At 67.1% G+C, this 12562-nt stretch carries 9 protein-coding genes; 6 read left to right on the top strand and 3 right to left on the bottom strand.

The window, feature by feature from the left end:
- Window positions 1-21 precede the first annotated feature (21 nt).
- Window positions 22-1047 carry a MurR/RpiR family transcriptional regulator gene (locus tag BM252_RS01010; protein ID WP_093382403.1) on the bottom strand — a complete coding sequence of 342 codons (1026 nt, stop codon included), beginning with the start codon at window positions 1045-1047 and terminating at the stop codon, window positions 22-24.
- Between the two features lie 193 nt (window positions 1048-1240).
- Here BM252_RS01010 and BM252_RS01005 point away from each other — a divergent pair, with 193 nt between their 5' ends.
- Window positions 1241-2371, top strand: coding sequence for a succinylglutamate desuccinylase/aspartoacylase family protein (locus BM252_RS01005; protein ID WP_093382401.1), 1131 nt, complete (start codon window positions 1241-1243; stop codon window positions 2369-2371).
- A gap of 11 nt (window positions 2372-2382) precedes the next feature.
- Complete coding sequence (locus BM252_RS01000) at window positions 2383-3771, top strand: YfcC family protein (protein WP_093382398.1); 1389 nt, start codon at window positions 2383-2385, stop codon at window positions 3769-3771.
- 122 nt (window positions 3772-3893) lie between these two features.
- Here BM252_RS01000 and BM252_RS00995 read toward each other — a convergent pair whose 3' ends face one another.
- The gene (locus BM252_RS00995; RefSeq protein WP_093382396.1) at window positions 3894-4325 is read right to left on the bottom strand and encodes a GNAT family N-acetyltransferase; all 432 of its coding nucleotides are present in this window, start codon (window positions 4323-4325) and stop codon (window positions 3894-3896) included.
- A 167-nt stretch (window positions 4326-4492) separates the two neighbouring features.
- Between BM252_RS00995 and argH the strand changes: the two genes are divergently transcribed.
- From argH to BM252_RS00980, 3 genes are all read left to right on the top strand, one after another.
- The gene (gene argH / locus BM252_RS00990; protein ID WP_093382393.1) at window positions 4493-5890 is read left to right on the top strand and encodes an argininosuccinate lyase; all 1398 of its coding nucleotides are present in this window, start codon (window positions 4493-4495) and stop codon (window positions 5888-5890) included.
- A 137-nt stretch (window positions 5891-6027) separates the two neighbouring features.
- Window positions 6028-6597: a TRAP transporter small permease subunit gene (locus tag BM252_RS00985; protein WP_093383238.1), complete on the top strand. Its 570-nt coding sequence runs from the start codon at window positions 6028-6030 to the stop codon at window positions 6595-6597.
- Between the two features lie 34 nt (window positions 6598-6631).
- Window positions 6632-8290: a TRAP transporter large permease gene (locus BM252_RS00980; protein WP_093382391.1), complete on the top strand. Its 1659-nt coding sequence runs from the start codon at window positions 6632-6634 to the stop codon at window positions 8288-8290.
- A 236-nt stretch (window positions 8291-8526) separates the two neighbouring features.
- On the opposite strand, the gene BM252_RS00975 is transcribed toward BM252_RS00980, so the two are convergent.
- On the bottom strand, window positions 8527-9183 hold the full coding sequence (locus BM252_RS00975) for a hypothetical protein (RefSeq protein WP_093382388.1): 657 nt from the start codon (window positions 9181-9183) through the stop codon (window positions 8527-8529).
- 798 nt (window positions 9184-9981) lie between these two features.
- Between BM252_RS00975 and BM252_RS00970 the strand changes: the two genes are divergently transcribed.
- Window positions 9982-12498, top strand: a complete 2517-nt coding sequence (locus tag BM252_RS00970; protein ID WP_425442238.1) for a M4 family metallopeptidase — start codon at window positions 9982-9984, stop codon at window positions 12496-12498.
- The last annotated feature ends 64 nt before the right edge of the window (window positions 12499-12562 follow it).

The raw sequence follows: 12562 nt of genomic DNA, 5'->3' as shown, positions 1-12562 counted from the left end.
GTTGGTGCCAACACGGTTTTTTTATTGGCCGGGTCCGACCTTGCGGTCGGCCCGGCGGCTTTTTTTCACGACTGCCACTGCTTGCGGAGCCGGCTTGCGCGGCCCCGTTTTTCTTTGCGCGCCATGCGCCGCCAGCTGGGCAGGATCGCTGCCGTACAGGTAGGCGGCGATGGCCTCGGTCAATCGGCTGGCCTTGTCGACATTGTCGGCGTTCGACACCATCAACGCCACCGCCAGCGCCTCGATGATCGCCAGCGCCGTGCTGGCGCTGCTCGGCAGCACCGGGTGGGTGCTCTGCGCGTACAGCGTGTGGTCGGCCAGTTCGGCCAGCGGCGAGGCCGGCGAATCGGTCAGCGCGACCAGGCAGGCGCCGCGGTCGCGCACGAAGTTGGCCAGGCGGATGCAGTCGAGCGTGTAGCGCGGCAGCGAGATGGCCACCAGCACGTCGCGCCCGGTGATGTGCACCAGGTGGCCGGCCGCCACCTCGGAGCCGCCGATGCCGACCACCTCCACCACGTGCGGGCAGAAGGAGTGCAAATGCTGCGCCAGCATGCCGGCCAGGTGGGACGACAGGCCGAAGCCCATCACGTAGACGGTCTTGGCGGCCTTCAGCTTGCGCACCACGGCGTCCAGCTCGGCCAGCGACAGGGCCGCGCCGGTGGCGGCGATGTTGGCCGCCGCGTACTCCAGGCTCTCGCTGACCGGCGACGGCGCACCATTGCGGCGCTCGATCGAGTTGCGCAGCTTGTCGACCGGCTGCAGCACCGCCTGTAGCGTTCCCGCCACAGCGGCGCGCATGGCGGCGTAGTTTTTGTAGCCGATGTCGCGCGCGAAGCGGCTGATGGTGGCGCTCGACACCTGGCACGATTCGGCCAGTTCGCCGATGCCCAGCGCCGTCACGCGCATCTGGTTGCGTAGCAGGTAGTCGGCGATGCGCTTGTGCGACACCGAGCCGCCACCCAGCGCCCGCAGCAGCGCCTGGCCCAGCACCGACTGCGCGAAGGCGACGTCGGGCGAGGACGGTGGGGCGGATCTGGCTGGCGTCATGGACTCTCCGGGCGGCATGCGGGGGCGGTAAAATGGCTGGCAAAAATGGAACTGTTGAGGCCACTCTACGCATATCAAAAAATAAACTCAACCATTTTTTGCATATTTTTTTTCATCGATTTACTTGATGAAAATATTGCTACATAATCTTCCACACAACGACAACCACGCCCCACAACGGGGCACGCCCCCCATGCGCACGCAAACCCACGCCATCTCCGCCCCGCACGCCAACGCCGCCTACCAGTTGAGCAGCTTCCACTTCGGCACGCCCGGCGCCGGCAAGAAGGTCTATATCCAGGCCGCCCTGCACGCCGACGAGGTGCCCGGCATGCTGGTGGCGCAGTTCCTGCGCCGCCGCCTGCTCGAGCTGGAGGCGGCCGGCCAGATCCTCGGCGAGGTGGTGCTGGTGCCGGCGGCCAACCCGATCGGCCTGGCCCAGGCCATCCACGGCGCCCCCTTCGGCCGCTTCGACCTGACCACCGGCACCAACTTCAACCGCGCCTACAAGCACGTCGCCGACGAGTTGAAGCTGTCGCTGGCCGGCCTGCTGAACGACGACGCGGCCCACAACGTGGCCACCATCCGCGCCCACGCGCTGGCCTCGGTGGCACGCTGGCAGCCCAACACCGACGCCGAGGCGCTGAAGAAGATTTTGCTCGGCATGGCCATCGACGCCGACATCGTGCTCGATCTGCACTGCGACAACGAGGCGGTGCTGCACATCTACGCCGGCACGCCGCTGGCGGCGGCGGTGGCGCCGCTGTCGGCACTGATGGGCGCGCACGCCGTGCTGCTGGCCCTGGCGGCCGGCGAGGAACCCTTCGACGAGGCCTGCAGCCGCCTGTGGTGGGACCTCGACGCCCACTTCGAGGGGCGCCACCCGATCCCGCCGGCCTGCCTGTCGACCACCGTCGAACTGCGCGGCGAAATGGAGGTCGGCTACGCCCTGGCCGAGCGCGACGCCGAGGCGCTGCTGGCCTTCCTGGCGCACAGCGGCGTGCTGGCGGCCGACGCGTCGAGCCTGCCGGCCGAACTACCGGCGCCGCTGTGCCAGCCGACGCCGCTGGAGGGCGTCGAACCGATCCTGGCGCCGCACGCCGGCGTGCTGGTCTACACCCGCGACATGGGCGAGCGCTTGCAGGCCGGCGACGCCTTCGGCGACCTGATCGACCCGGTCACGGGCGCCACCACCACCCTGCGCTGCACAGTGCCGGGCGTGTTCTTCGCCCGCAGCGGCCACCGCCACGTGCTGCGCGGCATGAACGTGGGTAAAATCGCCGGCGCCACCGCCTTCCGCGCCGGCAAACTGCTGAGCCAATAACCAGAAGCCCCATGAAAAAATTCAAACTCCCGCACACCTTCGTCCTGCTGTTCGGCATATTGGCGCTGATCGCGCTGGCCACCTGGCTGGTCCCGGGCGGCAAGTACGAGACCCACCTGGTCAACGGCAAGCAGATGATCGACCCGGACTCCTTCCACCTGGTCGCCAGCGCGCCGCAGGGCTTGGCCGCGCTGATGATGGCGCCGATCAAGGGCTTCGTCGACGCCGGCCTGATCATCGGCTTCGTGCTGATCGTCGGCGGCGCCTTCGCCGTGCTGCAAAAGACCGAGGCGATCGACTCGATGATCAAGGCCATCGCCAAGGCCCACAGCACTTCCAAGTTCGTGCGCGCCGCGCTGATCCCGGTGTTCATCACCCTGTTCTCGATCGGCGGCGCCACCTTCGGCATGAACGAGGAGGCCATCCCCTTCATCCTGATCTTCGTGCCGCTGGCGCTGGCGCTGGGCTACGACACCATCGTCGGCGTCTCCATCCCCTTCCTCGGCTCGCAGGTCGGCTTCGGCGCCGCCTTTTTGAACCCCTTCAACGTCGGCATCGCCCAGGGCATCGCCGGCCTGCCGGTGTTCTCCGGCATGGCCTACCGCGTGCTGGTGTGGGCCATCGCCACCGCCGTCACCGCGCTGTTTTTGATGTGGTACGCGGCGCGGGTCAAGCGCACGCCGGAGAAGAGCCCGACCTGGGCGCTCGACTGCGACAAGCGGCGCGAGGCGCCCGACGGCCTGGGCGAGTTCCACGGCATGACGCGCACCCACAGCCTGGTGCTGTGGATCTTCGTCGCCACACTGGGCACAATGGTCTGCGGCGTCATCATGTACGACTGGTACATCGAGCAGATCGCCGCGCTGTTCCTGACCATGGCCATCGTCGTCGGCCTGGTCGGCCGGCTCGACTCGGACGAGCTGGTCGACGCCTTCATGCAGGGCGCGCGCGACCTGGTCGGCACCGCGCTGGTCATCGCGCTGGCGCGCGGCACCATGATCCTGGCGCGCGACGCCCACATCATCGACACCATGCTGCACGCGCTGATGCCGCTGGTGCAGTCGTCCAGCCCGATCTTCGCGGCGCAGAAGATGTACCTGATCCAGTCGGTGATCAACTTCTTCATCCACTCCGGCACCGGCCAGGCCGCGCTGACCATGCCGATCATGGCGCCGCTGGCCGACCTGGTCGGGGTGACCCGCCAGACCGCCGTGCTGGCCTTCCAGATGGGCGAGTTCAACACGCCGATGCTGCCCACCTCCGGCATCACCGTCGGCGTGCTGGCGCTGGCGCGCGTGCCCTGGATCACCTGGGCCAAGTGGATGGTGCCGCTGCAGCTGATCTACGCCGTGATGGCCCTGCTGCTGCTGATTCCGCCCTGCCTGATGAACTGGCAGTAACAACCAGCGGCGGGGTCAGTGCCGACATTCGGACACGGACTGAGCCCTACAGTCGGTTTAACGCCGCCATACTGTTCAGCTTGTGTCCGAATGTCGGCACTGACCCCGGGGTTACGGACCGACTACTTCGCCGGCTGGTAGATGTCGGGGAAGTAGCGCTCCATCAGGCTGGCCGGGCGCAGCGGCGCGGTGAAGCCGAACTGGGCGTACAGGCCGTGCGCGTCGGCGGTGGCCAGCATGAAGCGGCGCAGGCCCTGCAGCTCCGGATGCGCCAGCACCGCCGCCATCAAGGCCTTGCTGTAGCCGCGCCCGCGATACTCGGGCAGCACGAACACGTCGACCAGGTTGGCGAAGGTGGCGCGGTCGCTGACCACGCGGGCGAAGGCGATCTGCCGCCCGTCCAAATAGCCGCCGAAGCACAGCGAGTTGGCGACGGCGCGCTCGAGCAGCGCGCGCGGCATGCCGCCGGCCCAGGTCGACTGCTCGCTCAAATAGCCGTGCACCACGGCCATGTCGAGCCGGGCCGGCTCGCTGCTGATCTCGAATTGGCTCATGCTCGTCTAGCCTTTTTGACAAAGTTGAATGACAGAAACCACAATAATCGCCGATTTTCAAGCCGCTGTCACCGCGCGGCGGCCTAAATGTCCTGCGCCCAGCCAACCTTGTTTATAATCGTCCCAGACAAAACCGCAGCAAAACCGCAGCCCCTAACTCCAATACCATGACAGCACAACTCTCCAAAAAAGGCGAGGCCTGGTCGGCCCGCTTCTCCGAACCCGTCTCGGACCTCGTCAAACGCTACACCGCCTCCGTCTTCTTCGACAACCGCCTGGCCAAGGCCGACATCCAGGGCTCGCTGGCGCACGCCGAAATGCTGGCCGCGCAGGGCATCATCAGCGCCGCCGACCACGCCGAGATCGTGCGCGGCATGACGCAGATCGGCCAGGAGATCGAGGCCGGCAAGTTCGAATGGCTGCTCGACCTGGAGGACGTGCACCTGAACATCGAGAAGCGCCTGACCGAGCTGGTCGGCGACGCCGGCAAGCGCCTGCACACCGGCCGCTCGCGCAACGACCAGGTGGCCACCGACATCCGCCTCTACGTGCGCTCGGCCATCGACGACATCGGCGTGCTGCTGGCGGCGCTGCGCGGCGCCCTGACCGACCTGGCCGAACAGCACGCCGACACCATCATGCCCGGCTTCACCCACATGCAGGTGGCCCAGCCGATCACCTTCGGCCACCACATGCTGGCCTACGTCGAAATGTTCGGCCGCGACGCCGAGCGCATGGCCGACTGCCGCAAGCGCGTCAACCGCCTGCCGCTGGGCGCCGCCGCGCTGGCCGGCACCACCTTCCCGATCGACCGCCTGCGCGTGGCCAAGACGCTGGGCTTCGACGACGTCTGCCACAACTCGCTCGACGCCGTCTCCGACCGCGACTTCGCCATCGAGTTCTGCGCCGCCGCCGCGCTGGTGATGACCCACATCTCGCGCATGTCGGAGGAGCTGGTGATCTGGATGAGCCCGCGCGTCGGCTTCATCGACATCGCCGACCGCTTCTGCACCGGCTCGTCGATCATGCCGCAAAAGAAGAACCCCGACGTGCCGGAACTGGCGCGCGGCAAGACCGGCCGCGTCTACGGCCACCTGATGGGCCTGCTGACCCTGATGAAGGGCCAGCCGCTGGCCTACAACAAGGACAACCAGGAGGACAAGGAGCCGCTGTTCGACACCGTCGACACCCTGGTCGACACGCTGCGCATCTTCGCCGACATGGCCGGCGGCATCAGCGTCAAGCCCGAGGCGATGCGCGCCGCCGCCCTGCAGGGCTACGCCACCGCCACCGACCTGGCCGACTACCTGGTCAAGAAGGGCCTGCCCTTCCGCGACGCCCACGAGGCGGTGGCCCGCGCCGTGCGCGCCTGTGTCGACGCCGGCTGCGACCTGGCCGACCTGTCGCTCGAGCAGCTGCAAGCGTTCTCGCCGCTGACCGGGGCCGACGTCTTCGAGGTGTTGACGCTGGAGGGCTCGGTGGCCGCGCGCGACCACGTCGGCGGCACCGCGCCGCGCCAGGTGCGCGCCGCCATCGCCCGCGTGCGCGCCCAGCTGGCCGGCTAGCCCGCCGGCCCGGCGCGGCAAACCGAGCGCCACATTTGCGACACACTAGCGACACACTTAGCATTTCCCGAAAAGCCGGGCGCCAAAGCAGCGTCCGGCATCGTCTGCAACAGAGGATAGAGGAGACACCCATGTTTATGTCAGTTTCGCGGGCGATCGACACGCTCAACGAGAAAATCGCCGCCGTCGTCGGTTGGGCCCTGCTGGCCGCCGTCGTCATCTGCACCGTCAACGCCCTGATACGCTACACCTTCAACGCCAGCTCCAACGCCTGGCTGGAGATCCAGTGGTATCTGTTCGCCGCCATGTTCATGCTGGCCTCGAGCCACACGCTCAAGCGCGACGAGCACGTGCGCATCGACGTCATCGCCGGCCGCTTCTCCAAGCGCACCCAGGTCTGGATCGACCTGTTCGGCTTCCTGCTCTTCCTCATGCCCATTTCGCTGCTGATCGTCTACTACGGCGTGCCCTTCGCCCTGCTGTCGATCCAGAGCGCCGAGATGTCGAGCAACGCCGGCGGCCTGATCGTCTGGCCGGCCAAGCTGCTGGTGCCGCTGGGCTTCCTCCTCATGCTGCTGCAGGGCGTCTCCGAGATCATCAAGCGCATCGCCTTCCTGGCCGGCAAAATCGACGGCCACGAGTTCGCCAAGCACGTCGCCACGCCCGAGGAAGAGATCGAGGCGATCAAGGCGGCCAACAAGCTGTAATCTCAAAACACGACAAGAAGAGAGCGAACGAGACATGGAATTATTCTTAACAGCGAATCTGGCGCCGATCATGTTCGGCGCCCTGGTGGTCTTCCTGCTATCGGGCTTCCCGGTGGCGTTTTCCCTGGCCGCCAACGGCCTGTTCTTCGGCCTGGTCGGCATCGAGCTGGGCCTGCTCAAACCGGAGCTGCTGCAGGCCCTGCCCAACCGCATCTTCGGCATCATGGCCAACGACACCCTGTTGGCCATCCCCTTCTTCACCTTCATGGGCCTGATCCTCGAGCGCTCCGGCATGGCCGAGGACCTGCTCGACACCATCGGCCAGTTGTTCGGGCCGGTGCGCGGCGGCGTCGCCTACGCGGTGATCTTCGTCGGCGCGCTGCTGGCGGCGACCACCGGCGTGGTGGCCGCCTCGGTCATCTCGATGGGCTTGATCTCGCTGCCGGTGATGCTGCGCTACGGCTATGACAAGAAGCTGGCCTCCGGCGTCATCGCCGCCTCCGGCACGCTGGCGCAGATCATCCCGCCGTCGCTGGTGCTGATCGTCATGGCCGACCAGCTCGGCCGCTCGGTCGGCGACATGTACAAGGCCGCCTTCGTGCCGGGCCTGCTGCTGACCGCGATGTACGCCGGCTACGTGTTGGCGGTGTCGATCTTCAAGCCGTCGCACGTGCCGGCGCTGCCGCTGGAGGCGCGCAACCTGCGCGAGGCCAACGGCAACAGCGGCGCCGTCTCGCTGCTGTTCCTGGTGGTCGGCGCGGTGGCCGCCTCGTTCGCCTTCGCCAAGGTGTACGGCGCCAGCCATCCGCTGCTGGCGGCCGACGAGCTGGGCATCTTCTCGGCCGGCGTCGGCATCGTCGGCTCCTTCGTCTTCGCGCTGGCCAACCGCCACCTGAAGATCGGCCTGCTGTCGCGCATGGCCGAGCGCGTGGTGTTCGTCATGATCCCGCCGCTGGCCCTGATCTTCCTGGTGCTGGGCACCATCTTCATCGGCCTGGCCACCCCCACCGAGGGCGGCGGCATGGGCGCGATGGGCGCCATCATCCTGGCCATGGCCAACGGCCGCCTGTCGTGGAGCCTGATGAAGCAGGCGATGAACTCGACCACCCGGCTGTCCTGCTTCGTCATCTTCATCCTGATCGGCTCGACCGTGTTCTCGCTGGTGTTCCGCGGCGTCAACGGCGACCTGTGGGTCGAGCACCTGCTGTCGTCGCTGCCGGGCGGCACCACCGGCTTCCTCATCGTCGTCAACATCATGTTCTTCCTGCTGGCCTTCTTCCTCGACTTCTTCGAGTTGGCCTTCATCCTGGTGCCGCTGGTGGGCCCGGTGGCCGAGAAGCTGGGCATCGACCTGATCTGGTTCGGCGTGCTGCTCGGCGTGAACATGCAGACCTCCTTCATGCACCCGCCGTTCGGCTTCGCCCTGTTCTACCTGCGCTCGGTGGCGCCGAAGGAGGTCAAGACCTCGGACATCTACTGGGGCGCGATCCCCTTCGTGCTGATCCAGATCATCATGGTCACCCTGATCATCGCCTTCCCGCACCTGGTGTCGGTGGAGAAGAAGGTCGACATGAAGGAGCAGATCGAGCTGAAGATCGAGGCACCGGCCGACTACGGCACGCCGGCCGACGAGGAGAAGAAGGACGACGAGGCGCCGGCGCTGAACTTCTCGACCGACACGGACAAGAAGTAAGGGCGCGGCCGGCGGAGGAGGGCAACCGCCGCCGGCCGCTGGTCCCGCCCTCCCCAAGCCGGAGTCGGCCAAGCCGCAAGCCGGGGTCAGTGCCGACATTCGGACACGGACTCAACAACACGACGGGGCTGTCGGCAGGTTCTCATGCGTGGACAAAATCGAACGTGGCGCACTGCTCAGGCCGTGTCCGAATGTCGGCACTGACCCCGCCGTTTCTCCACTACCGCCGCCGGCGCTCAGCTGGCGACGATGCGCGACAACACCGAGAAGGCCGCCCCGGTCTGGTTCTTCTCGAGCAGGATGGTCAGCTCGGTGTAGGTGCAGATCATGTTGATCAGGTTGATCTTGTCCCAGGCCAGCTGCTTGAGGATGGCGTGGTAGATGCCCGGCGTGCGGCAGGTCTCAGGATTCAAATGCAGGGTCACCGCGTTCAGGTTCTCCAGCCGCGCCATCTCGCGCTCGCCGGCGAACACGTGCTCGACCACCCCGGTCAGCGATTTGCTACACACCACCATCACCTCCTTGACGCCGCGCGTGACCGTGACGAAGGCGCCGCGGTGCGGCTCGGCCAGCGCCAACAGCTGGCGGTGGCACTCGTAGGTGTTCTCGGAATAGCGGTAGGTGAACTCGGTGAGCTCGGTGCGGGTGGTCAGCTCGCCGGTCTTCTGCGGCAGCACGATCTCGCTGCCGCGCTGCGGCGGCAGCCGCTCGGCGACGCGGCGCAGCGCCATCACCACGGCGGCCTGGCCGACCGGCTTCCACAGGTCGGTCTCGAGCTGCGGCTGCAACTGGCGCGCCAGCTCGGACAAGTTGATCAGGCCCCTTCCCAGCCCCTCGGTGAGGAAGGACGACTCGAGCACGATCCGCTCGACTTTGGTGGATATCGACAGCATGGTTTCTCCCCTTGCCCCAACCGGGCGTGACTAGCCCGCATCACGCGCCGCGTCGGCGAGCAATTTCCTGGAGCGACAATCAAAATGACGGCGGATGCCAGGCGGCGGAACGCTGTCCACTCCGCGCGCGGCGACGCTGTGCGCCGGGAGCGGCGGCTATGGCGGTGGCGGCAAGGCCGTGTGCGAGGCGGCGGCGGACATGCGGTGGCGAGGCGCCAGTGCTGTGAATGGAGTCATGTTTTCCTTCCTGTGGTTCCCGAATGCGCTGTGTTTTTTGCGGGTTGTGCCCTGCGCTTTTTATGGGCCGGCGGAACAGTATTCCGGCCGGTATTGGCTAGTGTAAATCGCAATATTAAAATTTCGCAACTGTCATTTGCCGAAGACCCGGCCATTGTGTCGCATTGTTGACGAATTTAGAGTGTTAATTCTATTCCGTGGCGGATTTAACACATTTCCGGCCTATCGTGCGCGCCTTGCCGGCCGTTTCGCGCTAGATAGGCGGCGAAGGGCACCGAAGCGGGCCCGTGGCGCGTGCCGGCGGCCGCCCCCATCCTCCCCCATGCCGGCAAGAATGTCCAATTTTTAACATTCCACACCCCGTCCGACCAATTTCCGAAGTTTTTTGACTTGCCACCGGCGATGGGAATAGTGTCGCCCCTGCCCGCCGTTTTCATGCCGTCGCGCCGCCGCCCGCTACCCGCGAAGCGGCGGCGGAAGGCGCCGGGCCGGCCGCGCACGCACAGGCCGGGTCGCCCATCCAACATACCCACACCACACGGAGAAGAGATGAATTTACGTATGACCCTAATCGCCGCTTCCATCGCCGCGCTGCCGCTGATGGCCCACAACCCAGCCCAGGCCAACGGCCAGCTGATGGCGGCGCCGGCCGGCCAGGCCTCTCCACAAGAGAACGCCGGCCTGGTGGCCCGACTCAAGGCGCGCGGCGGCGCCCTCGGCCTCGACGCCGCCCACGGCTTCGCCATCGCGGCGCAGCACCCGGGCGTGGTCGGCACGCGCATCACGCGCGCCCAGCACACCTACAACGGCCTGCGCATCTACGGCTCGGAGTCGGTGATCGTCACCAACGACGCCGGCGAGATCGTCAGCGAGTCGGTGGCCGACCGCCGCGCCGGCCTGTCCGCCAAGGACGGCGCGCGCGGCACGGCGGCCGCGCCGCTGGCCGACCTGGCGCCGGCCTTCGGCGCCGCCGAGGCGATCGACAAGGTGGTCAAGGCGGTGGCGCCGCGCGGCCTGCACCGCTGGGAGCCGCAGGCCGAGCTGATGATCTATCCGGTGATGAAGACGGTGCGCGCGGCCGGCGCCGAGAACAAGGCCGAGGCGGCCCTCAACGCGATGGACCTGGAGCAGGTGCTCGACCACTACGAGCTGGCCTACCTGGTCAAGACGCGCATGGCCGACAAGCGCAAGCTGGTCTACCGCGACACCATCCTGAACGCCAAGACCGGCGCCGTGCTCAAGCAGTGGGAGGCGCTGCAAACCGTGGTCGGCACCGGCAACAGCCAGTACAACGGCGCCGTGCCGATCAACACCACGCTGTCGGGCAGCACCTATTCGATGAAGGACGCCAGCCGCGGCGTGGGCGGCAAGTTCGGCGCGATGGCCATCACCAACGCCAACCACAGCCCGGAATCGAACCCCAACCCGGGCAGCGTCTACACCAACAGCAGCAACGTCTGGGGCGACGGCCAGCAGTACATCAGCGGCGGCAGCACCACCAACGCCAACGGCCAGACCGCCGCCGTCAACGCCATGTGGGGCCTGATGAACACCTACGACGCGCTGAAGAACGTGCTGGGCTGGCAGAGCCTGGACGGCGCCAACACCTCGACCTACATCGCCGCCCACGTCGACAACGACTACGACAACGCCTTCTTCGACCCCGGCTGCAAATGCATGTACATCGGCGACGGCAGCAGCTTCAAGAGCCTGGGCTCGCTCGACGTGATCGGCCACGAGATGTCGCACGGCGTCACCGACGCCACCTCCAACCTGGAGTACTCCGGCGAGTCGGGCGGCCTGAACGAGTCGAGCTCGGACATCGGCGGCGACATGGTCGAGGCCTACGCGCGCGCCGGCGGCACCGGCACCACCATCCCCGGCGGCAACGACTGGATGATGGGCGTGGAGATCAGCAAGACCGGCCAGCCGCTGCGCTGGATGTACAAGCCGAGCAAGGACGGCAAGAGCCCGAACGCCTGGAGCAGCTCGATCGGCAACCTGAACGTCCACTACAGCAGCGGCCCGAACAACCGCATGTTCTACTTCCTGTCGCAGGGTTCCAACGCCAGTTCGAGCAGCGACTACTACAGCTCCTACCTGAACAAGAGTCCGGCGGCGATGACCGGCATCGGCAACGACAAGGCCTTCCGCATCTGGTTCAAGGCCAACACCACCAAGTTCACCCAGCTGACCAACTACGCCGACGCGCGCAACAAGGTGCTGCAGGCGGCCGAGGAGCTGTACGGCGTGGGCAGCAAGGAGGCCACCGCCGTCAAGCGCGCCTACGCGGCGATCAACGTCGGCGCCGACGTCGACGAGTCCGGCGTGCCGGGCGGCGTGTCGATCTCGACCCAGCCGAGCAGCGTCACGGTGGCGCCGGGCGGATCCGCCTCGTTCACCGTCGGCGCCAGCGGCGGCACCGCGCCCTACAGCTACAAGTGGCTGCGCAACGGCGCCGTGATCAGCGGCGCCACCGCGCCGACCTACACGCTGACGGCGCAGACGGCCGACAGCGGCGCGGTGTTCAGCGCCACCGTCACCGACTCGGCCTCGCCGGCCAGCAGCGCCACCTCGAGCGGCGCCACGCTGACCGTGACCGGCGGCGGCGGCAGCACCGAGCGGGTGGCCAACGGCGGCTTCGAGTCGGGCGCCACCGGCTGGGGCGGCAGCACCGGCGTGATCGGCAGCTACGCCGGCCAGACGGCCTACGAGGGCACGAAGTTCGCCTGGCTGGGCGGCAACGGCAACAGCGCCACCGAGACGCTGACGCAGAGCGTGGCGATCCCGGCGGCGGCCACCTCGGCCACGCTGAGCTTCGCGCTGCACATCGACACGGCCGAAACCGAGGCGGTGGTCTACGACAAGCTGGTCGTCACCGTGAAGAGCAGCAGCGGCGCCGTGCTCGGCACGCTGGCCACCTACTCCAACAAGAACGCGGCCAGCGGCTATCAAATGCGCAGCTTCGACCTGTTGGCCTACAAGGGCCAGACCGTGCGGCTGTCCTTCGCCATGACCGAGGACGCCTCGCTGCAAACCTCCTTCGTGGTCGACAAGGTCAGCCTGCTGACCCAGTAAGCCGGTAGCCAAACGGCCCCGCCGCGCCGGCGGGGCCGTTTTACAACAGGACTTCGAACAACGT

Source organism: Rugamonas rubra, from assembly GCF_900114705.1.
In the GTDB taxonomy this organism is placed as follows: Bacteria; Pseudomonadota; Gammaproteobacteria; order Burkholderiales; family Burkholderiaceae_D; genus Rugamonas; species Rugamonas rubra.
The sequence above is the reverse complement of the archived record's forward strand: the minus strand, read 5'-3'. Positions and strand labels throughout refer to the sequence as shown.